Raw genomic sequence first — 23,088 nt, 5'->3', positions numbered from 1 at the left:
CATGACCGACACGCCCATGGCCCTCGACCGCGCCGCCCGCCTCGCCGAGCTTGTCGGCTGCCTCTCCCTGGAGGAGAAGGTCCGCCTGCTCACCGGTGGGACCGCGTTCACCCTTTCCGGCGAGGACCGGATCGGGCTGGCGCCCCTGGCCTTCTCGGACGGGCCCACCGGCGTGCGCGGACTGAAGTTCGTCGGTGGGGACGCCGTGGCCCTGTTCCCCAGCGCCACGCTGATCGCCGGCTCCTGGGACGACGGGATCGCCGAGGAGGTGGGGCGGATGCTGGCCGAGGAGGCCCAGCGCCAGCACATCCACGTGGTCCTCGGCCCCACCGTCAACCTGCACCGCAGCCCGCTGGGCGGGCGGCTGTTCGAGGCCTACTCCGAGGACCCGTACCTCACCGGGCGCACCGCCGCCGCCTACGTGCGCGGCATGCAGGAGCACGGGACCGCCGCGTCCCTGAAGCACCTGGTGGCCAACGAGTCCGAGACGCTGCGCAACTTCATGGACTCCCGCGTCTCCGAGACGGCGCTGCGCGAGCTGTACCTCCTGCCGTTCGAGATGGCCGTGGAGGACGCGGGCGCCTGGTCGATGATGGCCGCCTACAACGACGTCAACGGGGTGCCCGCCACGGAGCAGGACCACGTGCAGAACGGGATCGTCAAGGGCGAGTGGGGCTGGGACGGACTGGTCATGAGCGACTGGTTCGCCACCAAGCGCACCGTGGAGTCGGCCAACGGCGGCCTGGACCTCGTCATGCCCGGTCCCGACGGCCCCTGGGGCGCACGCCTCGTGGCCGCCGTGCGCGCCGGCGAGGTCGCCGAGGAGGCCGTGGACGACCACGTCCTGCGGCTGCTGCGCCTGGCCGACCGGGTCGGCGGGCTCACTGTCGAGGGGCAGGAGCCCCGGCGGTGGGCGCAGGACCTGCCCGCGGTGGACTCGCCGGTCCGCCGGGAGCAGCTGCGCCGGATCGCAGCCCGCGGCATGACGGTCGTCACGAACAGCGGCGTCCTGCCCCTGGCCGTGGACGGGCGGGCCGAGGACGCCGTGGCGCTGATCGGCCGGCACGCGGTCGACACCGTGGACATGGGCGGGGGCTCGGCGACGGTCAGCCCGCCGTACCAGTCCACCGTGGCCGACGGGCTGGGCGCGCTGCTCGGGGGCCGTGTGAGCGTGACCGACGGCGTGGCCGTGCGGAGCCGGCCCGTCGCCGCGGATCGGGCCTTCCTCACGGATCCGGCCACCGGCACCCCCGGGATGCAGGTGGTGCTGCTCGGCGCCGACGGCACCGAGCTCTCCCGGTGCCACTCGGACTCCTCCGCGATCTCGATCGGCTGGGACGACGGCCTCGACCAGGACCCGGCCACCGCGGTGCTCACCACGACCCTGGCCAACGACGCCGGGTCGGTGCTGCTGGGCGCCATCGGCGCCGGCGACTGGACCGTGGCCGGCGGTGACGGGGAGATCTCGGCGCGGCTGCGCTTCGCCGGCAAGGACCCGGGCGAGGCCATGCTGCGCCCCCCGGCCTTCGCCGAGACCGTGGAGCTGCCCGCCGCGGCGACCGTCACGGCCACCGTGGCCCTCCACCCGGTCGACTGGCGGGAGCTGCTCCTGGACGAACCCGCCCTCGGCCTGGCCGAGGAGAGCCACCTGCTGGACATGACCGCCCTGGGCATCACGGCCCTGGTGGCCGCCCCGGCCCCGCGCCCCGACGACGAGCTGATCGCCGCAGCCAAGGCCGCGGCGGCCGGGGCCGGCACGGCCGTGGTCGTCGTCGGGCTCACGGAGGAGCACGAGACCGAGGCCGCGGACAAGACGACCCTGGCCCTGCCCGGGCGCCAGGACGAGCTCGTCCACCGGGTCGCGGCCGCCGCGAGGCGGACCGTCGTGGTCGTCAACGCGGCCACCCCCGTGCTCATGCCGTGGCTGGCCGAGGTGGACGCGGTGCTGGTCGCCGGGCTGCCGGGCCAGGAGGGCGGGCACGCCGTGGCCGCCGCCCTGACCGGTGCGCTGGAGCCCACCGGGCGCCTGGTCACGAGCTGGCCCGCCGCGGACGGGGCCGCCCCGGCCTGGGACGTGGTCCCGGACGAGGACCTGGTCCTGTCCTACGACGACGGCACGTTCATCGGCCACCGCGGCTACCACGCCGGGCACGCCCCCGCCCCGCTGTTCTGGTTCGGGCACGGACTGGGCTACGGCGCCTGGGAGTACGGGGCCGTGCAGGCCCACGAGGGCCACTGCGGGCCGGTGGTCGCCGTCGAGGTCACCAACACGTCCGCCCGGGACTCGCGGGAGACCGTGCAGGTGTACCTGGATCCCGCCGAGGACGACCAGCCGATCCGCCTGGTCGGCTACCGGGGCGCGGACGTCCCCGCCGGGGCCACGACCGTCGTCACGGTGACCTGCGACGACCGGCTGCTCCGCCGCTGGGACGAGACCACCGGCACCTGGACGCCGCTGACCGGGGACGGGGAGTTCGTGGTCGCCCGCGGGCTGGGCGACGTCCGGGCGCGGGTATCGTTGGCCTGAGCACCGGCACGGGGGCGGCCGGCCCCGTCGGGCCGGCCGCCCTCCCCCGTCCGTCAGGAGATCCCCATGGCCCCCGAGACCACGTCCCCGTGGCCGCGCCGCGGACCGGGACGCCCCCGGGGCGCCGACAGCACCGCGCGGCGGGAGGACATCCTGGCCACGGCCGCGGAGGTCTTCTCGGCGGAGGGGTACCGGGCCACCTCGATGAGCGAGGTGGCCCGGGCCTGCGGGATGAGCCAGACGGGGCTCACCCACTACTTCCCCACCAAGGACGTCCTGCTGCAGGCCGTGCTGGAACGGCGCGACGAGATCGACATCGCCCAGGTCCAGCTCCCGGGGGCCGGGCGCCCGCGCGGCTGGGCGTTCCTCGACAGCCTCGTGGAGCTCGTCCGGCACAACCAGGGCCAGCCCGGCATCGTGCGTCTGTTCACCACCGTGGCCGCCGAGGCCGTGGATCCCGGGCATCCCGCCAACCCCTGGTTGCGCCACCACCACCGCACCACCGCGGAGCAGCTCCGCGAGGCGCTGTCCGAGGCCGCCGACGACGGCCGGCTGGCCGGCGACGCACCGGTCCAGTCGATCGTGCGCTGCGTCATCGCCGCGATGGACGGCCTGCAGATCCAGTGGCTCTCCGATCCCGGCTATCCGGACATGGCCGAGGACTTCGCGGCGCTGGTCGCCGCTCTTCGTCACCGCTGGGGCCGCTGAGCCGCCGTGCCGGCCGCGCGCCCGGCCCCGGGTCCTCCCACGGCCGCGTGGCGCGCAGGCTTCCGCTCGCGCGCACCCGGGGGATCCGGCGACCCCGCCCGTTTCGCCAGCAAGCTTGCTATTCTGCTGGAAGCACCCGTCCCAGCACGTCCCACCGGAGAAAGCAGGACCCCGTGGCCGAGATCAATCCCGAGCACGCGCGCAACGACCCCCAGAAGGCCGGTGACGCCTTGAACGAGGAGTCCGGCCTGAGCATCGAGGGAGACACGCCGCCCGACGCCGGTTCGGGCGTGGGGCCCACCAACCACGAGCTCGACGTCGACCGGCCCGGCGACTCCTCGAAGGGGAAGATCGCGCTGGCCGTCATCATCGGCCTCGTGGCGCTGTTCGTGGTGCTGTGGTTCATCGGCGCCGTCGTGGGCATGTTCTGACGCAGCTGTCCTGAGGGACCGGGCCGCAGGCTGACACCCCGGGCCGCCGGCCCGGGTGGGCGGGCGCCGCGCTCACCGCTGAGCGTCGTCCACGTCGGTGTCCTCCAGGGTCCAGTCCTCCGAGGACGGGCCCATCATGGCGAATCGCTCGCCGTCCGGGCCGGCGGCGAAGACCAGTTCCCCGTAGCCGAACTCCTCCGGCTCCTGGATCAGCGCGCCGCCTGCGGCGACGACCCGCTCCGCGGCGGTGTCGGCGTCGTCGACCTCGAAGCAGACCCACCACAGCGGCGGCGCCTCCTGCAGGTGGTCGACGTCCTCGGCGGGCACGCCGATGCCGCCGGCCGAACGATCCATGCCCGGGACCGTGAACACGGCGTACGCCTCGTGCCGCGTCCCGATGTCCTGGTACGTGTAGCCGAAGACCTCCGCGTAGAACCGTTCGGCGGACGCCTGGTCCGTGGTCAGGAGGTCGCACCAGGCCACGGTCCCGTGCTTGCCGACGATGCTGAACCCGGTGTGCTCCTGCGGCTGCCACACCCCGAAGGCCGCGCCCGTGGGGTCGATCCACACGCCCATGGTGCCGAAGCTGCCCACGGCCATCGGCTCGAACAGCTGCCGGGCGCCGGCCGCCGCGGCGGCCCTGCCCGTGGCCACGATGTCGTCGGACGCGAGGTACACCGCCCACGCGTGCGGGTCGTCCTCCATCTCGGGCAGCGCCGGTGACATCCCCGCCACCGGCTCGCCGTCCACCAGGGCGTTGCAGTAGCCGCCGTACGCCGGGTCCGAGGGCGTGAACCGCCACCCGAGCACGGTGGCGTAGAAGTCCATGGAACGGTCCAGGTCCGAGACCATGATGTCCGCCCAGCACGGGGCTCCCGTGGGCCATCGGTCGATGCGCTCGGTCATGGCGGAGTCCTCTCGTCGCGCGCCGGAGCCGGTTCCGCCCGGGTGCCTGCGACGCGGGCCGCACCCGCGCGGTCCTTCGTCCCCCATGGTCGCCCCCTGCGTCCCGGTTGGGAACACCTCCCGCCGACATCTGCACCCCGCCCCCGCCAGGGGCGTTCCGCCGCGGGGCAGACCGGCCTACGCTGGGCCGTCCCGGCCGAGGCGACGATGGCCGGGACGAGGGACGAGGAGGAGCGGCAAGCGGATCTCCCGAGCGGTGCTGGTGCTGTGCGCGGTGGTCGGGGCGGGTGCCGCCGCCGCGGCCGCCACAGGGCTGCTGGCCGCCGGCGGGAGCGGACCCTACGCGTTCGAGACCCTGCGCGGGGAGCGCGCCGAGATCTGGGGCCGGGGCCTGTACCGGTACGACACCGTCTTCACGGCCGCGGGCAGCCGCGCCACCGACCTCGTCACCCTGGTCCTGGGCCTGCCCCTGCTGGGAGCCTCCGCCGCCCGGTACCGGCGCGGGAACCGGCGGGCCGGGCTGCTCCTGCTGGGCACGCTGGGCTTCTTCCTCTACGTCTACGCCGGGTACGCGCTGGGCGCGGTCGCCCACAACCGGTTGTCCCTGCTGCACGCGGTCGTGTTCTCCGCCGCGCTGTGGGCGGTGGTGCTGATGTTCGCCGCGTTCCCAGAGACGCAGCGCAGCGCGCTCTTCCCGGCGGGCACGCCCCGCCTCGGCCCAGCGGTCCTGATGCTCGCCAGTGGCGCCGTCCTGCTCGGCGTGTGGGGCACCCCCCTGCTGTCGGCCGCCCTGACGGGCACGGCGCCGCCCGGGCTGGGGCCCTACAGCACGGAGTTCACCATGGTCCTGGACCTGGCGGTCGTCGCCCCGGCCGCCTTCGTGGCCGGGGTGCTGATCCTGCGCCGGCGGCCGTTCGGCTACCTGCTCGCCCTGTCCCTCCTGGTGCTGGAGGTCCTGCTGGCTCCCCTGATCGCCGCCCAGACGGCCGCCCAGCTGCTGGCCGGGGTGCGCTTCACGATCCCCGAGATCATCGGCCCGATGGGCGGCTTCGTGGTGCTGGCAGGGGCGTCCGCCGTCGTCCTGGTGGCGGTGCTCCGCGCCGTCGGCGTCGGGGAGGAGGACCCCCTTCCTCGGACGGAGGGTTAACATTCCTCGTTTCCTGACGGCGCCCGCGATCCGTTCCTAGACTCGGAGCCAGGACAGGGGTCCCGGCCGCGGCCGGGCCCTCCCGGGGGATCGACGAGGACAGCATGCGTGCGTGGTGGATCGAAGAGCCCGGTCCGGCCGCCGGTGGGCCGATGCGGTTCGGGGAGTGTCCCGACCCCGTGCCGGAGGACGGGGAACTGCTCCTCCGGGTGCGGGCCTGCGGAGTGTGCCGGACCGATCTGCACCTCGTGGAGGGCGACCTCCCCCTGCACCGGGCGGGGACCATCCCGGGCCACGAGGTCGTCGGCGAGGTGGTGCGCCGGGGCCCGGGCTGCGCCCGGTTCCGGAAGGGCGAGCGCGTGGGCGCCGCGTGGCTGCGGCACACCTGCGGCCGCTGCCGGTTCTGCCGCCGCGGCCGGCAGAACCTCTGCACGGCCCCGCGCTTCACCGGGTGGGACGAGGACGGCGGCTACGCGGAGCTCACCCTGGTCCCCGAGGCCTTCGCCTACCGCCTGTCCGAGGAGTTCGACGACGAGCACGCGGCCCCGCTGCTGTGCGCCGGGATCATCGGCTACCGGGCGCTGCGCAGGGCGCACCTGCCGCCCGGGGGCCGGCTGGGCATCTACGGCTTCGGCGCGTCCGCCCACCTCGCCGCCCAGGTGGCCCTGCACCAGGGCGCGGAGGTGCACGTCATGACCCGCTCGGAGACGGCACGCGAGCTGGCCCGCGACCTGGGCGCCGTCTTCGTGGGCGAGGCCGACGAGCCTCCCCCGGTGCCGCTGGACGCGGCGATCCTCTTCGCCCCCGTGGGCACCCTCGTCCCCCCGGCGCTGCGCGCCCTGGACCGGGGCGGCACCCTCGCCGTCGCCGGGATCCACCTCAGCGACGTCCCGGCCCTCGACTACGCCGCGGAGCTCTTCCAGGAGCGGCAGCTGCGCAGCGTGACCGCCAGCACCAGGCAGGACGGCGAGGAGTTCCTGCGGCTGGCCGCCCGACTGGGGCTGCGCCCCACCACCGTCCCCTACCCCCTGCGCGCGGCGGACCGTGCCCTCGCCGACCTGGCCGCGGACCGGGTGACGGGAGCCGCCGTTTTGCGCGTGTGAGCCGCGGCCCCGCAGCCGGCCTCTGATCCCCGGACGCCCGCACCGGGCTCCGGCCACCGTCCGACTCCTCAGGAGCTCCCATGACCGAGCACCCCGTCTCCCACCCGCCCCGTCCGTCCGGCCGGCAGGGCGCCCCCCGCCGCACCAGACCCGGGCAGTGGGTGCTGCTGGTCCTGGGCGCCCTCCTGACCGCCCTGGGCCTGGCGGCGCTCGTCAGCGGTCTCGTCCTCGCCGGCGCCGCCGCGGCCCAGCAGGACGGGCGCTTCCTCACCGCGTCCCCGGACCGGCACCAGACCATCACCTACGCCCTGGTCGGCCCGCCCGCCGTGCTCGACGTCGGCGACGCCCGGCTCTCCCCCGTGCCCTTCCTCGACCAGCTCGGCCAGGTGCAGGTGCGCGTGGCGGCGGCGGACCCGCAGCAGGACATCTTCGTGGGCGTGGCCGAGACCGTCGACGTCGACCGGTACCTCGACGGCGTCGCCCACGCCGAGCTGGGCCGCGCCACGGAGTCCGGGGACGACGCCCGGTCCCGGGTGCCCGGCGAGCGGGTGCCCGACCGGCCCGGGAACCAGACCTTCTGGGCCGACTCCGACCAGGGCCCCGGCACCCGGGAGCTGACCCTGGACCTGCGCTCGGGCAGCTGGACGCTCGTGGTGATGAACGCCGACGCCACCCGGCCGGTCTGGGCGGACCTGCAGCTCGGGGCGCGCTCCGAGCTCCTGGACCCCCTGGCCGGCGGCCAGCTGGTCGGCGGACTGGCCGGCCTGGTCGTGGGCGTCCCGCTGCTGCTGCTCGGCGCCGCCGGACTGGGCCGGGACATCGCCCCGCGCACCCCGCCGCGCGGCACGGGCCCGGGCGCGGCCCTCGCCGGGACCCCGGGGCGGGACGGGACCCCGCCGCCGGTGTCCCCCGTGCGCCTGGCCGGCTTCCTCGACGCCGGGCTGTCCCGGTGGCTGTGGCTGGTCAAGTGGTTGCTGGTGATCCCGCACCTGATCGTGCTGACCGTGCTGTGGTTCGCGCTCGTGGTCACCACGGTCGCCGCCGGGTTCGCCATCCTGTTCACGGGCCGGTACCCGCCCTCGTGGTTCTCCTTCTGCGAGGGAGTCCTGCGGTGGAGCTGGCGGGTGGCGTTCTACTCGTACTCCGCCCTGGGCACCGACCGGTACCCGCCCTTCACCCTGGCCCGCGCGGACCATCCGGCGCAGCTGGAGGTCGCCTATCCGGAGCGCCTCTCCCGGGGTCTCGTGCTCGTGAAGTGGTGGCTCCTGGCGATCCCGCACCTGCTGATCCTCGGGGTGCTCACCGGCGGCGGCGGCACGTGGATCAGCACCCGCAGCGGCGACGACGGCACGACGAGCACCAGCTGGGGACCGTCCCTGCTCGGGCTGCTCGTGCTCGTGGCCGCCGTGATCCTGCTCTTCACGGGCCGGTACCGTCCCGAGCTGTTCGCGCTGGTCATGGGCATCAACCGCTGGGTCAACCGCGTCCTCGCCTACGTGCTGCTCATGCGGGACGAGTACCCGCCGTTCCGGCTCGACCAGGGACCCGTGGAGCCCCCGCCCCGCGCGGCGGCGCCGGCCCCCTGGTCCTCTCCGGCGCAGGACCGGCCGCAGGACCGGCCGTACGAGCGACCGAAGGAACGGCCCGGGGACGGGCCGGGCCACCATGACCCGGCCCGCTGAGCGGACGCCTTGCCCGGTCGGCCGCCCCGGGAGGGCCGGTCAGGGAGGGATCGTCCGGGATGGCCGGCCGAGGAGAGATGGCCCGGAGCCGGTCAGCGGAAGCGGACGTCGTCGATCCGCGCCCGGAAGAACTCGCCCTCGGCCTGCCGGTCGGTCCCCCACGCCCAGCCGGCGCGCAGGACGGTGGCCACGCGCACGCCGGCGACGTCGGTCTCCCCGGACAGCGAGACCCCGAAGGGGTGGCGGCCGTACCCGGTGCCGTCGGGATCGCCCCACCGCTGCATGCTCAGCCCCTGGATCCGGCCCTCCGGATCGACGCGGACCAGGGCGTCCTCGCGCTCCCCGTCGAGGACCCAGGACATGACGGCGGTGTCCGGGGAGGGCCCCTCGGACCACGCGGCGCCCAGGCAGGCCGGTGGCACGGTGACCGCCTCGCCGGCGAGCCGCCCGGCGGCGCTGCGGGTGATGTCCGGCCCCGCGGCGGACAGCACGGGCACGAGACCCAGCAGCCGCCACCGCAGCTCGCCCCCGCCGGGGCCGTACCGGTCGTAGCCCGCGACCGGCAGGCCGAGGACCCGGGTGCGGGCGGCCCACACGAAGCCGATCCCGGGGGCGATGATCTGCCGGGCGGAGAAGGTGCACCACGAGCCGCCGAGCCGGATCTCGCCGCGCATCGACAGCTCCGCCACGGCCCACGCCGGGGTGCCGGGCGGCACGGCGCGCCCCAGCCAGCGGCGCGCAGGCTCGGGCAGGCCGGCGATCGCCGCAGTGCTCACCGGGGGCGGCACCAGGTGGCCGGGGCGCTGCAGGTCCGTCCAGTGCCGGCCGGCACCGCGCGGCAGCCGCCCGGTCACGGCCCGCTCCTGGGGATCACGACGGCGACCGGCGGACACCACAGGACGGGCACCAGGGGCACGGCCGTGGTGAGCTCGCCGAGCGGGCAGAGCGGCCCCGCGGCGGGGACGCGGGAGAGAGCGGTGGAGACGAGGGAGAAGACGGGGAGCCGCCCGGCGGCCGCTCCGGCTGCCGGCCACAGGACGGGGCCGGGAGGGGAGTGCGACAAGGTCCGGGACCGGGTCATGCTCCCAGGCTAGACCGGTGGAGCGGCACCGGTCCCGCTCCGGGCGCCGGACCCCGCAGACGCCCGGAACCCTCGGTCACGCTCGGACACGGGAGCCGGTGGAGGAGCAGGATGGCCCCATGCGCGTGCACCGACTCCCGGCACCGTCGTCGTTCCCCGTGGCCGTCCCGAGGGGCCCCGGGGCGGTGCTGGTGCTGGTCCTCGCGGCACTGTTGCTGCTCGCGCACCTGGCGGTGCCGCCTCCCGCCGCCGCGCAGGGGCACGACGGTCCGGACGGGCAGGGTGCGCGGGAGCTGACCGCCGTGGACGTCGACACGTGGCTCGACGGCCTGGTCCCGGCCCTCCTGGACGCCGAACGGCTCCCGGGTGCGACGGTGGCCGTCGTCTCCGGCGGCGAGATCGTCACGCTGCGCGGCTTCGGCGCGGCCGACCGGCCCCGGCTCGCCCCGGAGGCCGCCCCGGTGGACCCCGAGCATCACCTCTTCCGGATCGGGTCGGTGTCCAAGCTCGTCACCGCCACCGCCGTCATGCAGCAGGTGGAACGTGGTGCCCTGGACCTCGACGCCGACGTCCGTGAGCACCTCGACTTCCCGCTCGAGCTCCCCCTCGGGACGGTGACGCTGCGGCACCTGCTGAGCCACACCGCCGGCTTCGAGGAGCGCGTGGACCACCTCATCACCCCGGACGCCGAGAAGGTCCGGGACCTGCGCACCGAGCTGGCCGAGGACCCGCCGCAGCAGATCTTCACCCCGGGCACCACCCCGGCGTACTCCAACTACGGTCTGGCCCTGGCCGGCTACGTCGTCCAACAGGTGACCGGTGTCCCGTTCGCCGACTACGTGCGCAGGGAGGTCCTCGACCCGCTGGGCATGACGTCCAGCACCGCCGAGCAGCCGCTGCCGCCGGCGCTGGCCGACCGGCTGGCGGGCGGCTTCCCGGCCCCGGACGCCGAGCCGGCGCCGTTCGAGCACATCTCCGTCCCGCCCGCCGGGTCCGTGAGCAGCACCGCGCGGGACATGGCCGCGTTCCTGAACCTGCACCTGGGCCACGGTCCCGACGGCGTCCTGGGCCCCGAGCCGCTGGCGGCCATGCACGCCCCGGCGCTGCCGCCCGAGTCCCTGGGCGGGCTCGGCGCCGCGGAGCAGATGACCCTGGGCTTCCGGGGTCATGAGATGCAGGGGCAGCGGGCGCTCTCCCACGGCGGGGACACGTATCTGTTCCACAGCGAGCTGGCCATCTTCCCCGAGGCGGACACAGGCCTGTTCGTCTCCGTCAACGGCAACGGGGCGCGCGCGCTCAGCACCGTGGTGCTGCGGCAGCAGCTGGTCGAGCAGTTCGCCCGCCGCTACGTCGCCCCGCCCGAGCGGGCGGCACCGGAGTCCCCGCCCGGGGCCACGGACCGGGCCGCCGCGGTGGCCGGCCACTACCGCAGCGAACGGCGGGCGGAGTCCACCGCCTGGAACCTGGCCGGGGCGTTCGCGATCACCACGGTGACCGCCCGCCCGGACGGGACGATCCGCGTCGGGTCCTTCGCGGCCCCCTCCACCACCATGCGCGAGGTGGAGCCGTGGCTGTGGCGGGAGACCGGGGGAACGGCCACCCTCGCGGCGCGGGCCGACGAGGACGGTGTCCGGGACGTCGCGCTGGTCGCCTACCGCACCGAGGGCAGGGTGAGCGCCTGGCACGGGTTGTTCGTGCCTCATCTGCTGCTGCTGGCGGCACTGCTCGTGCTCGTCGTGACGCTCGTCGCCTGGCCGGTGAACCGTCTGCGGCGGCGCCGGCGGTGGGGCCCGCCGGACGCCGGCGACCGTTCCCGGCGCGTGCGGCGGCTGGCCTGCGCGGCCCCGGTGGCCGTGCTGGCCGGACTCGTGCTGTTAACCGCGAGCGTCCAGGCGGACCTGTCCCTGGTGCGGCCCCTGACCCGCCTCGGGCAGGCGCTCCTGCTTTTGGGCGTCCTCGGCGTGGTGCCTGCCGTGTGGCACCTGGCCGGCACGATCAGGCGCCGCGCCGGAGCGGTCGCCGTGGCCGGGGCGGCGCTGCTGACCCTGTCCCTGGCCTGGGTCGCCGGCTGGGCGGTGGCGTTCCGCGTCCTGTGGCCCGACATCAGCATCTGACGCGCCGCGGGCGGTGCGCGCAGGACGGGCGTTGACTGCCGGCGGCGCCCGCACGAGCATGGGTGCCACGGGCCGCCCTCGGAGCGGCCGGACGGGACTCCGGGTCCCCGAGCAGCGGGAGGACGGCCATGGCGCGCACCGGCACCAGGAAGAGCACCAGGTGGCAGGACCTCACGCCGGGGCAGCGGAGCGCACTGCTGACGCTGGCGTCCGTGCAGGTCGCACTGGCCGCCACCGCCTGGGCGGACCTCGCCCTGCGTCCCGCGGAGGAGGTCGACGGCAGCAAGGGGAAGTGGGCGGCGATCATCGCCGTCAACTTCGTGGGCCCGGTCCTGTACGTCCGGCGCGGCATCCGTCGCTGAACGGCCCACGCCGTGACCGCCCAGGCAGTCCTCTCCTGCGTCGACGGCCGGCGGGTCGGCCAGCACGTGCGCGAGCTCGTCGTTGTCGACGGGGACGGCCGCGCCGACGTCGTCGGCCTCGGGGGCTCGGCCACCTCCGTCGGGCTGTCCTGAGCGCGGGACCGGGACGGCCGTCGGCCGTCCGGGTCAGCGGCGCGCTCCGGGAGAAGTCCGGGACCCGCTCGCCCGCGCCCTCGGTTCGACCGCGCCGCGGCGCGGTCGGGCGGATGGGGATCTGCGGCTCAGGTGAGGAACGCGCGCAGGGACCGCTCCGCGGCCCGGTAGGTGGCGGCCTCGATGGTCTCGCCGGCCAGGAACCGGTCGATCACCCGCGGGTCCGTGTAGGAGCTGCGGGCGATGGCGGGCGTGTTGCCCAGGTGTTCGGCGACCTCCCGCATGGCGGCGGACACGGCCTTCTTCCGGGCGCTCTCGCTGGGGCGGGTGTCGGCGCGTGCGGCGAGCGCCATCGCGGCGGTCACGGTTCCCTGCCAGGTGCGGAAGTCCTTGGCGGTGAAGTCGGGGCCGCACCGGTCCCGCACGAAGTCGTTGAGCCGGGCGCTGGTGATGCCGGTCCACTGCCCGTCCTCGTCGCAGTACGCGAGCGCGGTCTCGTCCGGGCCGCGCTCCAGCATGGGCGCGAGCGCGGCGGCGAGGTCGGCGTCCCGGACGGTCAGCGTCCAGCGGTGCCCGCTCTTGCCGGGGAAGTCGAGGTGCACCTCCGGCCCGTCCACCCGGACGTGCTGGACCAGCAGGGTGGTCACGCCGTAGGAGCCGTTCGACTGGGCGTACTCCTCGTTGCCGACGCGCAGGGCGGCGTCGTCCATGAGCCGGAAGGCCACCGCGCAGGCCTTCTCCTCCGTGGTGCCCTCCGACCGCAGCAGCCGGGTGACGGCCGGGCGGGCCTGCGGGAGCGTGTCGCCGAAGTCGAGGACGCGGTCGAACTTCTCGCGGTCCTTCAGCTCCCGCCACCGGGGGTGGTAGATGTACTGGCGCCGCCCGGCGTCGTCGACGCCCGTGGCCTGGATGTGCCCGTTGGGCTGGGGGCTGATCCACACGTCCCGCCAGGCCGGGGGGATCGCCAGCCCGCGGATCCGGCCGAGCTCGTCCCGGTCCTGGACCTTCGTGCCGTCGGCGTGCCGGTACGCGAAGCCCTTGCCGTACCCGCGGCGGGTGATCCCGGGACGGTGGCAGTTGCTGCGCCGCAGTCGGGGCGTGCGGGGCTTCGCTGGGCGCTGCTGCGTGGCGGCCATCGTGTCCTTCCGGATCGGCTCCGGGACCACCCCGGGAACACCAAGTCTACTGACTGTCGGCGTCCCTGAGGAGGATGGGAAGGGCGGCGGCCCCGGTCAGGGCTCCGAGCGGGTGTACGCCGCGGCGCGCACGGCGTCGTCGTCCTCGAGCCCGGCCCCGAGGGCTCCGCCCACGGTGGCGAGCGTGGCGGTCAGCCAACCGAGCTTGACGTACTCCACCGCCCCGACCGGGGCGCCGATCGCGTCCGCGAAGACGCCGCCGTCCACGAGCACCAGCGCGCCGAGCCAGGACAGGGCGAAGACCGCGGCGTGGAACACGACCACGCCGATGGCCACGGTCGCGGCGGTGGCGAGGTTGAACAGCGCCACCTGCTCGCGCTCGGCGCGCCGGCGCGGGCGCTCCCACAACCGGGCACCCACGATCAGCGCCCCGGTCACCGCACCGACCGAGAGGAGGCTCAGGAGTCCCAGTCGCCACGGCCCGTAGGCGGCGGCGAGCAGCCACAGGTCCGCGGCGACCAGGGTGAGCACGCCGGTCGCCGCGGCCAGGGCGAGCAGGCGGGACAGCCGCACCACCAGGGTCCACGGCCGGTTGGCGCGGACCATCCCGAGCAGCAGGCGCACGTTGCCGCCCAGGACGCGGGCGGTGAACTGCACGGCGTTGTCCTCGGGCCGGTCCTCGAGGTCCTCCGACCGCTGCCGGGCCCGCCGGACGAGCTCCTCCTGCGCATCGGCGTCACCCGCGTCCTCCGTGTCGTGGCCGAGCAGGTGGCCGACCACCCGCACGGTCGTCTGCCGGACCTTCTGGCCCACGTGCAGCGCGCCGAGGGCCGGGACGGCGACCAGGCCCACGCCGTGCACGGGGCTCAGCTGTGTGAGCACCGGGCTGCGGCCGTCCTTGAGCGGGACGTCCGTGAGGACGACGACGAGGTCCCAGTCCTCGTCGAGCATCCGGTCGCGCGCGGACTCGAGCAGGTCCAGGCCGGCGGCGGGCGGGACCACCAGCCGGTCGGTCACCGCCGCCACCCGCCAGCGCACCCCCGGACAGCGCTCGTGCAGCGGCCCCGGCAGGGAGGCCGCGAGGTCCTGGGGCAGGACGCTCGCGATCTGCGGTGAGAGCACGAGGCCGACCAGCAGCTCGGGCACAGGATCGTGGCCGGGCTCGCCGGGGGCGGGCTCGTGGCCGGGGGCGGGGTCGGCGGCGGCGGAACGGTCGTCGGGCACCGGACCATCATCGGGCACGACCTCGGGGAACGCCACCCGCCCCGGCCTGGTCCCGTGCAGGGCGTCAGGGGAGCGCCTGGGCCTCACCCGGTTCTCGCGCCCTCCCGGACTTCTCCCGGGTCGGGATGCTAGATTCTCGACCGAGCGGCCTGACGCCGGGCCGCCGACACGAACGGATACGGAGATCATGAGCGCCCACTGCGACGCGCCCTGTGACAGACCCCGGCCTTCGGGCCGTGCAGATGTGACGAGGTGGTGGGGCTGATGGAAGTTTGCACTGTCCTCGGCGGTGCGGCGCCGACCGCCGCCGGCGGCGCTTCGAGTGCCGCCGGTCCCGGCGGCGCGGAGCTCCGCAGGAGCGCCCCGCCGGCCGAGGGGTGGGCCGCCTGATGCTGGAAGCATGGATCCTGCTCGCCGTGGCCGTCCTCCTGGTGGCCGGCAACGCCCTTTTCGTGGCCGTGGAGTTCGCGCTCCTGACCGTCAACCGCAACGAGGTCCGCGCCGCCGAGGCGGCGGGCGACCGGAGGGCCGCCGCCATCGAGCGGGCCCTGACGAAGACCGCCACCAACCTCTCCGGCGCGCAGCTGGGCATCACCCTCACGAGCCTGATCGTGGGGTTCCTCGCCGGGCCCTCCCTGGGCGTGCTCCTGGCGCAGAGCCTGGGTCTCACCGGGATGTCCCAGGCGGCCGCCGCCGGCATCGCCACCACGGCCGCGTTCGTGATCGCCACGTTCACCCAGATGGTCTTCGGGGAGCTCGTGCCGAAGAACTGGGCGATCGCCGAGCCGATGCGCGTGTCCCGGCTCGTGGTCCACCCGCAGCGGATCTTCATGCTGCTGCTGGGCTGGCTGGTGAAGATCCTGAACTCCGCGGCCAACGGGGTGCTCAAGCTGCTCGGCTTCACCCCGACCGAGGAGGTGGCCAACGCGCGCACCGCCCCGGAGCTGATGGCCGTGGTCTCGCGCTCCGGCTCCGAGGGCACCCTCGACCCGGGCACCGCAGAGCTGGTGGCCCGGTCCATCGAGTTCGGCGGCCGCACGGCCGCCGACGTCATGCGCCCGCGACCGCAGGTCACCTTCCTCGACGACCACACCGTCCAGGACCTCGTGGAGATCTCCGCCGAGACCGGTCACTCCCGCTTCCCGGTGGAGGGCGGCTCCGTCGACGACATCGTGGGCGTCGTGCACTTCAAGCACGCCCTCGCCGTGCCCTTCGACGACCGCGGCACCCGCACGGTCCGCGAGATCGCCGTCCCGACGACGACCGTCTCCGAGTCCATGACCCTGGACCCGCTGCTGCGCGAGCTGCGCAAGCCAGGGCTGCAGATGGCCGTCGTCGTCGACGAGTACGGGGGCACGGCCGGGATCGTGACCCTCGAGGACCTGATCGAGGAGATCGTCGGCGAGATCGACGACGAGCAGGACGAGACCGTCGCCCGGTACCGCCGCACCCGCGACGGCGGGATCTCCGTGTCCGGGCTGCTGCGTCCCGACGAGCTCGGCGACGTCATGGGCCTCGAGCTGCCCGAGGGCCAGGAGTCCGACACTCTCGGCGGGCTGATGGCCGAGAAGCTCGACCGGCTGCCCCTGGCCGGGGACACGGTCACGTTCGAGACCGTCGACCACGTCCACCGCGACGACGACAACCTGCCCACCACCACGGACGTCACCCTGACCGTGGTGCGGTTGGACGGGCACCGGGTGGACCGGATCGTCGTCCGGCGCGGCGACGGCCGCCGGGCCGACGCGGACGGCGCCACCCCCGCGGGGACGCCCGCCGAGCAGGCCGCCGAGAGACCCACCGCGGAGTCCGTCGAGAGGGCCGGCGATGCGTCCGGCTCCACGGCCGTCGACACCGAGAGGGGTGAGTCCCGATGAGCGAAGGCCTCGCCATCCTCTTCCTGGTCCTCCTGCTGGGCGGCAACGCGTTCTTCGTGGCCGCGGAGTTCGCCATGGTCTCGGCCCGCCGCGACCAGATCGAGCCGCGGGCCGCCGCCGGTTCCGGTGCGGCCAAGATCGCGCTGAAGGGCATCGAGGACGTCTCGACGTCCTTGGCGGCCACCCAGCTGGGCATCACCGCCTGCTCCCTGCTGATCGGCGCCGTGGGGGAACCCGCGATCGCCCACCTCATCGAGGGCCCCATGGCCGATGCCGGGGTGCCCGAGGGACTCGTGCACCCCGTCGCCCTGGTCATCGCCCTGCTGGTCGTCACGTTCTTCCACATGGTGATCGGCGAGATGGTGCCCAAGAACATGGCCATCGCCAAGCCCGCGGCCTCGGCCCTGCTGCTGGGCCCGGTCCTGCGGGTCTTCGTGCTGGTCTTCCGCCCGTTCATCTGGCTGATGAACCAGTCCGCGAACCTCGTGGTCCGGCACGCGTTCAAGGCCGAGCCCCGCGACGAGGTCGCCTCGGCCTTCACCTCCGACGAGGTCGCCGGGTTCGTCGCCGAGTCGGGCCGTGAGGGCCTGCTCGACGAGGACGAGATCACCCTGCTCACCGGGGCGCTGAACTTCGAGCACCTCACCGCGGAGGACGTGGCGATCCCCGCCGAGCAGCTGCACACCGTGCCCCGCTCCGCGACCGTGGCGGAGCTGGAGCGGATCTGCGCGCGCACGGGCTTCTCCCGGTTCCCCGTCCAGGAGGACGACGGGAAGCTGGTGGGCTACGTCCACACCAAGGACCTGCTCGCGACCCCGGCCGAGCACCGCCACGCCCCCATCCCGCAGGAGGCCGTCCGCCGGCTCGCCACGGTGCCCGCCGACGCGAAGCTGCGGCGCGTCATGCGCTCCATGCAGCAGCGCAACGCCCACCTGGCCCTCGTCGAAGGACGCGGCACCACGGCCGGGGACGTCTCCGTGGTCGCGCTCGAGGACGTGCTCGAGGAGCTCGTCGGGGAGGTCCGGGACGCGACCAGCACGTCGGCCTGAACCCACCCGTGCGGCGGCCCCGCTCGGATCCGGGCGGGGCCGCCGCATGCACGCTGGACGTGCTGTGCCCGGCCGGCGGCGCTCCGGCCCGTCGTCTCGGCCGCCCGTGCAGCATCGCCGCGGGAAGGGCCCACCCCTCCCGCGGCCGGACCGATTAGATCATGCTCGTGTTGCGTATTGGCAGGACCACACTCTAGGGTGATCCCTGTCTGTCGGTTAGGCAACCCTTGCCTTACCTCGCTCCGCACTGACGGCCCCGCCGTCGACGTCCGAAAGGGTGGCCGTGGCCCCTCTGCTTCCCCGCACTCCGCGCCCGCTGTTCCCCGCCCCGAGCTCCGCGCGCCGGCGCGCCCTGGCTCCCACCGCCCTGCTGGCTGCGGCGGCCCTGGTCCTCACCGGGTGCTCGACCGGTTCCACGGGTGCGGAGTCCGCGGCCGGCACCTCGTGCTCGGACGGCGCCACCGGCGAGTTCCCGCGCACCGTGGAGCACGAGTTCGGCGAGACCACGATCGAGGAGGCCCCCGAACGGGTGGCCACGGTGTCCTGGGCGAACCACGAGGTCGCGACCGCCCTCGGCGTGGTCCCGGTCGGGATGCCCGCCCTGGACTTCGGCGCCAACGAGAACGGGTCCACCGACTGGTTCGACGCCGCGCTCGAGGAGTGCGGCGCCGACACCCCGGAGACCTATGCCGAGACGGACGGGATCAACTTCGAGGCGATCGCCGCGCTCCAGCCGGACGTCATCCTGGGGGCGTACTCCGGGCTGACGCAGGAGGACTACGACAAGCTCTCCGAGATCGCCCCCGTCGTCGCCTACCCCGAGGACGCCGTGGCCTACGGGACGTCCTGGCAGGACGCCACGGAGCTCATCGGCCAGGCTCTCGGCCGGGAGGAGCGGGCCGCAGAGGTCGTGGCGGACGTGGAGCAGCAGCTCGCCGCCGCCGCCGCCGAGCACCCGGAGCTGGAAGGCACCTCGTTCGTGTACGGCACCCTCGACCCGTCCGCGGCCGACCAGATCTTCGCCTACACCGCAGTGGACAACCGCCCCAAGTTCCTCGAGTCCCTCGGCATGGTCCAGTCCGAGGCGGTCGAGCAGGCCGCCGAGGGCCAGGAGGACGAGTTCTTCATCACCTGGTCCCCGGAGCGCGCGGACGAGCTCACCTCCGACGTCTTCGTCAGCTGGGCCGAGGACGAGGCCGTGCGCGAGGCCATCGAGAACGACCCCCTGCTCAGCCGCGTCCCCGCGGTCGCCGACGACGCCCTGGTGCTCCAGAGCGACCAGCAGGAGGTGCTCTCGATCTCGGCGGCCTCCCCGCTGAGCATCCCGTGGGCGCTCGAGAACGTGCTGCCTGACATCGCCGGGGCCGCGGCCTCCGCCGGCGGTCAGTGAGACCGCGGTCCCGGTGAGCAGCCCAGGCACGGTCTCCCCCGCCCGGCCGACCCGGCAGGTCCCCGGCACCGCCCGGCGGCGACGGGGTCTCGTCCTGTCCGCGGCCGTGCTGCTGCTGGCCTGCGCCGCCGCGGCCTCCCTGTTCTGGGGTGCCCGTTCGGTGGACCCGGCCACGGTGGTCGCCGTGCTCACCGGCCTGCCGGCCGCCCTGCTCGAAGGGGGCTGGTCCCAGGTCTCCGCCGGACTGGGCATCGACGCCGCCGTGGTGCAGAGCCGGATCCCCCGGACCCTGACCGCGGTGCTCGTCGGGGCGGCCCTGGCCGTGGCCGGCGCCGGCATGCAGGGGGTCAGTCGCAATCCGCTGGGCGACCCTGGACTGCTCGGGCTGACCGCCGGAGCGGCGTGCGCGGTGGTCCTCGGCATCGGCTGGCTCGGCCTCGTGGCCACGTGGCAGCTCACCGCGCTGGCCCTCGCCGGCTCGGCCGTGGCCGCGGTGCTCGTCTTCGGCTCGTCCCGGCTCGGCGGCGGCGCGCCGACCCCGGTGGGCCTGGTCCTGTCCGGCGCGGCCGTGAACGCCGGCTTCACCGCGCTGACCACCTCCGTGGTCCTCGTCCTGCCCGCGGTGCTGGACCGCTTCCGGTTCTGGAGCATCGGCTCGGTCGCCCGCGCCGAGACCACCGACCTCGCGGCGGTGGGTCCGCTCGTGCTGCTCGGCGTGCTCCTCGTGCTCGGCGGCTCGTCGGGGCTCAACGCCATGGCCCTGGGCGACGAGCTCGCGCACGGGCTGGGCGTGGACCTGGGGGTGCAGCGCTTCCTGGTGTTCGTGGGCGTGGTCCTGCTCTCCGGCTCGGCCACGGCGCTCGCGGGCCCCATCGCCTTCGTGGGACTGCTCGTGCCCCACGCCGTCCGCCGCTTCCTCGGCGGCGACTACCGCTGGATCGTCCTGGTCAGCGCGGTGCTGGGCCCCGTGCTGCTCCTGCTGGCCGACGTCCTGGGCCGGGTGCTGACCCCGCCGCAGGAGATCCACGTGGGCGTCACCACCGTGGTGCTGGGCGTGCCCGTGCTGCTGGCGCTGCTGCGCCGGGGGCGGAGCGTGACCCTGTGACCGGCACCGTGCTCGCCCCCGCCTCGTTCGCCGCCCCCGAGGAGCCCACCGCCGCCGAGCTCGTGCGGGGCGTCCGCCGCGACCGGGCCCGGCGCACCCGCCGGGCGATCGCCCTGCTGGCCCTGGCGCTGCTCGCGGCCCTGGCCGTGCGCGTGCTGCTCGGGCGCTACACCGTGACGATCCCCGACTTCGTCGCGATCCTCGCCGGGGAGCAGATCCCCGGGGCGAGCTTCATCGTGCTGCAGGAGAAGCTGCCGCGCGCCGTGCTGGGCGCGCTCGCCGGGACCGCCCTCGGCTGCTCCGGCGCCCTGTTCCGCCGGGTGCTCCGCAACCCCCTGGCCAGCCCCGACATCCTGGGCATCACCTACGGCGCCGCGGCGGGGGCCGTGGCCGGCACCGCGCTGTGGGGCCTGCGGGGCACGGCCGTGTCCTGGACCGCCCTGGCCGGGGCGCTGCTCGCCGCGGCCCTCATCGCCACCGCCTCGGTGCGCCTGCGCACCGGCGGGATCGTGGGCGAGCGCTTCCTGCTCGCCGGCATCGGCGTGGCCGCGCTCGCCCAGGCCCTCACCGCGGCCCTCCTGGTGCGGCTGTCCCTGAACTCCGCCCAGGACGCCGCCCTCTGGACCGCGGGCTCGCTCAACGCCGCCACGTGGGACCGGATCACCGTCCTCGCGGCGTGCCTGGTGCTGGCCGTGCCCGCGGCCGTGGCGGTGCACCGCGCCCTCGAACCGGCCGAGCTGGGCCCGGAGCTGGCGGCCGGGCTCGGGGCGCGCCCGGCGCGCAGCCGGGCCCTGGCGCTGGGCCTGGGCGTGCTGCTGGCCGCCGTGGCCACCGCCGCGACCGGCCCGCTCGCCTTCGTGGCGCTGATGTCCACCCCGGTGGCCACCGCCCTGACCCGCGGGCGGACCTCGATCGTGGCGTGCGCCCTCGTGGGCGCCGTGGTCGTGGTGGTCGCCGACTCCATCGGCGCGGGCCTGCTGGCGCAGGTGCAGCTGCCGGCCGGTGTGGTCACCGGCGCCGTGGGCGCCCCCGTGATGCTGTGGCTGCTCGTGCGGCAGCGGAGAGGAGCCCTGGCATGAGCCCCGAGCTGCGCGCCGACCTGCGCCCTGTGGAGGACCCCGCGGCCGACGTCCCCGCGTTCCGGATGCGCGGCCTGTCCCTGGGCTACGACGACCGCATTGTGGTGCGGGAGGTGGACCTCGACATCCCGCACGGGGCCACCACCGTGCTCATCGGCGCCAACGGCTGCGGCAAGACCACGCTGCTCAAGGGCATGTCCCGGCAGCTGCGCCCGCTCGCCGGGACGCTCGAGGCGGACGGCCGCGGCGTGCGCGAGTGGCACGCCCGCCAGTACGCCCGCTCGGTCAGCCTCCTGCCGCAGTCTCCTGTGGTCCCGGAGGGCCTGACCGTCGCCGAGCTCGTGGAGCGCGGACGGCACCCGCACCGCCGGTGGTGGGGCGCGCCCTCCCCCGACGACGACGCGGCCGTGGCCCGGGCGATGGAGCTCACCGAGCTCACGGCCCTGGCCGGGCGGCCCGTGGAGGAGCTCTCGGGCGGGCAGCGCCAGCGGGTCTGGATCGCCCTGACCCTGGCCCAGCGGGCCCGGACCATGCTGCTCGACGAGCCCACCTCCTACCTCGACCTGGCCCACCAGGTGGACCTGCTGGACATGCTCCGCGGGCTGGAGCACCCCGAGGGGCCGGGCGGCGGCCGGGCCACCGTCGTCGCCGTCCTGCACGAGCTGAACCTGGCCGCGCGCGTGGCCGACCGGCTCGTGGCGATGGCCGCGGGGCGGATCGTGGCCGTGGGCACGCCCGCCGAGGTGCTCACCCCCGAGCTGCTGGCCGAGGTCTTCGGGCTGCGGGCGGACGTCGCCCGGGATCCCGTGGGCGGGCGGCCCGTCGTCCTGCCCCGCGGGCGGGCCCACGAGGGCTCCCGCCCCGTGCCGCCTCCCACGCCCGTGGCCCTGGACCCCGCACCGCGGGCCGCCGCCGAGATCGGAAGGACCCTGCCGTGACCGTCGCTCCCACCCCCGAGACCACCGCCGCGCACTCGGCCCCCGTGCTGTGCGTCGAGGCCGCCGTGACGTCCGTGACCCAGCTGTGCCCGTCCTTCCGCCGGATCACCCTGGCGGGCCCGGAGCTGGCCGGCCTGTCCCCCGCCCTCATCGGGGCCGGTGACCGGACCCGGTGCCGCGACGCCTACATCAAGCTGCTGGTCCCGCCCCCCGGTCGCGCGCCCGAGCGGGTGGACCTGTCCCTGGGGCTGCGGGAGGGCTGGTTCGCCCGGCCCGCCGAGGAGCGCGGCTGGATGCGCACCTACACCGTGCGCGGCGTCCGGCGCACCACGTTCTGCGGGATGACGGTCCCGGAGCTCGTGATCGACGTCGTGGTGCACGGCGGGCACGCCCAGGACGGCCCGGGCAGCCGGTGGGCGGCCGCGGTGTCCCCCGGCGAGCGCGTGTACCTGCTCGGGCCCGGCCCGCAGGAGCGGCCCTGGGCGGCGTGGGACCACGGCGGTGCCCGGCGCGTCCTCGCCGTCGGGGACGAGACCGCCGCCCCCGCTCTGATGTCCGTCGCCGAGGAGTTCACGGACGCCCACCACGGGCTGCCCGCTGGCGGGATCCGCCCCCGCCTCGACGTGGTGCTCGAGGTCCCGCACCCGGAGGACGTCGCCGCCCACTGCCTGCCCGCCGACCTTCCGGACGTGCGGCTGCACGTCCTGCCCCGCGCCGGGGACACCGGGCCGTCCTGGCACGGGCACCGGGCCGCGGTGCGCCTCGCGCGCCTGCTCGAGCTGCCCGGCGGAGCCGTGGACGACGTCCTGGCGGGCCGCCGCCCGCAGCGCGGCCGCGGGACGCCCGCCCTGTCGGTCGTGGAGAACGCCGCCGAGCCCCGTGCGTGGTCGGTGGCCACCCCTGCGCGGACCGACGTCCCCTACGTGTTCCTCGCCGGCGAGTCCGGCACGGTCAAGGCGTTGCGCCGGCTGTGCGTCGACGCCGCGGGCATTCCCAAGGACCACGTCTCCTTCATGGGCTACTGGCGGCGGGGCCAGGCGGAGTCCTGAACGCTCCGTCGCCGTGCCGGTGCCGAC

21 protein-coding genes are annotated in these 23,088 nt (G+C 75.4%); 16 read left to right on the top strand and 5 right to left on the bottom strand.

The genetic code is table 11. The features are described from left to right. The first annotated feature begins 1 nt into the window (after position 1). The 3 genes from ACFYE1_RS13355 to ACFYE1_RS13345 all read left to right on the top strand — a co-directional run bounded on the left by ACFYE1_RS13355 (position 2) and on the right by ACFYE1_RS13345 (position 3,666). Positions 2-2,527: a glycoside hydrolase family 3 protein gene (locus ACFYE1_RS13355; RefSeq protein WP_387743624.1), complete on the top strand. Its 2,526-nt coding sequence runs from the start codon at positions 2-4 to the stop codon at positions 2,525-2,527. Positions 2,528-2,593: 66 nt separating this feature from the next. Continuing rightward, the gene (locus ACFYE1_RS13350) at positions 2,594-3,235 is read left to right on the top strand and encodes a TetR/AcrR family transcriptional regulator (protein ID WP_387743621.1); all 642 of its coding nucleotides are present in this window, start codon (positions 2,594-2,596) and stop codon (positions 3,233-3,235) included. Positions 3,236-3,408: 173 nt separating this feature from the next. Beyond that, positions 3,409-3,666, top strand: coding sequence for a DUF6480 family protein (locus tag ACFYE1_RS13345; protein WP_387743618.1), 258 nt, complete (start codon positions 3,409-3,411; stop codon positions 3,664-3,666). Between the two features lie 72 nt (positions 3,667-3,738). Here the strand turns inward: ACFYE1_RS13345 and ACFYE1_RS13340 are convergent, their stop codons facing one another. Continuing rightward, a complete protein-coding gene (locus ACFYE1_RS13340; RefSeq protein WP_387743615.1) occupies positions 3,739-4,572 on the bottom strand; it encodes a VOC family protein in 834 nt (277 codons plus the stop codon). 256 nt (positions 4,573-4,828) lie between these two features. On the opposite strand from ACFYE1_RS13340, the gene ACFYE1_RS13335 reads away from it, so the two are divergent. The 3 genes from ACFYE1_RS13335 to ACFYE1_RS13325 all read left to right on the top strand — a co-directional run bounded on the left by ACFYE1_RS13335 (position 4,829) and on the right by ACFYE1_RS13325 (position 8,504). Beyond that, a complete protein-coding gene (locus tag ACFYE1_RS13335; protein WP_387743612.1) occupies positions 4,829-5,719 on the top strand; it encodes a hypothetical protein in 891 nt (296 codons plus the stop codon). A 104-nt stretch (positions 5,720-5,823) separates the two neighbouring features. After that, positions 5,824-6,822: a zinc-dependent alcohol dehydrogenase family protein gene (locus ACFYE1_RS13330; RefSeq protein WP_387743609.1), complete on the top strand. Its 999-nt coding sequence runs from the start codon at positions 5,824-5,826 to the stop codon at positions 6,820-6,822. 80 nt (positions 6,823-6,902) lie between these two features. Next, positions 6,903-8,504, top strand: coding sequence for a DUF4389 domain-containing protein (locus tag ACFYE1_RS13325; protein WP_387743606.1), 1,602 nt, complete (start codon positions 6,903-6,905; stop codon positions 8,502-8,504). 92 nt (positions 8,505-8,596) lie between these two features. Here ACFYE1_RS13325 and ACFYE1_RS13320 read toward each other — a convergent pair whose 3' ends face one another. Beyond that, a complete protein-coding gene (locus ACFYE1_RS13320) occupies positions 8,597-9,358 on the bottom strand; it encodes a DUF6544 family protein (protein WP_387743603.1) in 762 nt (253 codons plus the stop codon). Further along, positions 9,355-9,585, bottom strand: a complete 231-nt coding sequence (locus ACFYE1_RS13315) for a hypothetical protein (protein ID WP_387743600.1) — start codon at positions 9,583-9,585, stop codon at positions 9,355-9,357. The genes ACFYE1_RS13320 and ACFYE1_RS13315 overlap by 4 nt, the downstream gene beginning before the upstream one ends. Positions 9,586-9,704: 119 nt before the next feature. Here ACFYE1_RS13315 and ACFYE1_RS13310 point away from each other — a divergent pair, with 119 nt between their 5' ends. The 3 genes from ACFYE1_RS13310 (at position 9,705) to ACFYE1_RS13300 (ending at position 12,214) form a co-directional block, all read left to right on the top strand. After that, the gene (locus tag ACFYE1_RS13310; RefSeq protein WP_387743597.1) at positions 9,705-11,699 is read left to right on the top strand and encodes a serine hydrolase domain-containing protein; all 1,995 of its coding nucleotides are present in this window, start codon (positions 9,705-9,707) and stop codon (positions 11,697-11,699) included. A gap of 128 nt (positions 11,700-11,827) precedes the next feature. Further along, positions 11,828-12,061 carry a hypothetical protein gene (locus ACFYE1_RS13305; RefSeq protein WP_387743594.1) on the top strand — a complete coding sequence of 78 codons (234 nt, stop codon included), beginning with the start codon at positions 11,828-11,830 and terminating at the stop codon, positions 12,059-12,061. A gap of 12 nt (positions 12,062-12,073) precedes the next feature. Then, on the top strand, positions 12,074-12,214 hold the full coding sequence (locus ACFYE1_RS13300) for a hypothetical protein (RefSeq protein WP_387743591.1): 141 nt from the start codon (positions 12,074-12,076) through the stop codon (positions 12,212-12,214). Between the two features lie 128 nt (positions 12,215-12,342). Here ACFYE1_RS13300 and ACFYE1_RS13295 read toward each other — a convergent pair whose 3' ends face one another. Beyond that, on the bottom strand, positions 12,343-13,350 hold the full coding sequence (locus ACFYE1_RS13295) for a DNA topoisomerase IB (protein ID WP_387743588.1): 1,008 nt from the start codon (positions 13,348-13,350) through the stop codon (positions 12,343-12,345). A gap of 96 nt (positions 13,351-13,446) precedes the next feature. Further along, positions 13,447-14,574, bottom strand: a complete 1,128-nt coding sequence (locus ACFYE1_RS13290; protein ID WP_387743585.1) for a hypothetical protein — start codon at positions 14,572-14,574, stop codon at positions 13,447-13,449. Between the two features lie 389 nt (positions 14,575-14,963). On the opposite strand from ACFYE1_RS13290, the gene ACFYE1_RS13285 reads away from it, so the two are divergent. From ACFYE1_RS13285 to ACFYE1_RS13255, 7 genes are all read left to right on the top strand, one after another. Further along, entirely contained in the window at positions 14,964-16,451 is a 1,488-nt protein-coding gene (locus tag ACFYE1_RS13285; RefSeq protein WP_387743582.1) for a hemolysin family protein, read from the top strand. Further along, entirely contained in the window at positions 16,448-17,500 is a 1,053-nt protein-coding gene (locus ACFYE1_RS13280; RefSeq protein ID WP_387743579.1) for a hemolysin family protein, read from the top strand. Before ACFYE1_RS13285 ends, ACFYE1_RS13280 begins: the two co-directional genes overlap by 4 nt. Before the next feature lie 277 nt (positions 17,501-17,777). Continuing rightward, entirely contained in the window at positions 17,778-18,890 is a 1,113-nt protein-coding gene (locus ACFYE1_RS13275; RefSeq protein WP_387743576.1) for an iron-siderophore ABC transporter substrate-binding protein, read from the top strand. A gap of 13 nt (positions 18,891-18,903) precedes the next feature. Then, complete coding sequence (locus ACFYE1_RS13270; RefSeq protein WP_387743573.1) at positions 18,904-19,995, top strand: FecCD family ABC transporter permease; 1,092 nt, start codon at positions 18,904-18,906, stop codon at positions 19,993-19,995. Further along, positions 19,992-21,074, top strand: coding sequence for a FecCD family ABC transporter permease (locus ACFYE1_RS13265; protein ID WP_387743570.1), 1,083 nt, complete (start codon positions 19,992-19,994; stop codon positions 21,072-21,074). The genes ACFYE1_RS13270 and ACFYE1_RS13265 overlap by 4 nt, the downstream gene beginning before the upstream one ends. Further along, positions 21,071-22,012, top strand: a complete 942-nt coding sequence (locus ACFYE1_RS13260; protein ID WP_387743567.1) for an ABC transporter ATP-binding protein — start codon at positions 21,071-21,073, stop codon at positions 22,010-22,012. Before ACFYE1_RS13265 ends, ACFYE1_RS13260 begins: the two co-directional genes overlap by 4 nt. Beyond that, on the top strand, positions 22,009-23,061 hold the full coding sequence (locus ACFYE1_RS13255; protein WP_387743565.1) for a siderophore-interacting protein: 1,053 nt from the start codon (positions 22,009-22,011) through the stop codon (positions 23,059-23,061). Before ACFYE1_RS13260 ends, ACFYE1_RS13255 begins: the two co-directional genes overlap by 4 nt. Positions 23,062-23,088: the final 27 nt, after the last annotated feature.

Origin of the sequence: Kocuria nitroreducens, assembly GCF_042879195.1 — a bacterium.
Lineage (GTDB): Bacteria > Actinomycetota > Actinomycetes > Actinomycetales > Micrococcaceae > Kocuria > Kocuria nitroreducens.
The sequence above is the reverse complement of the archived record's forward strand: the minus strand, read 5'-3'. Positions and strand labels throughout refer to the sequence as shown.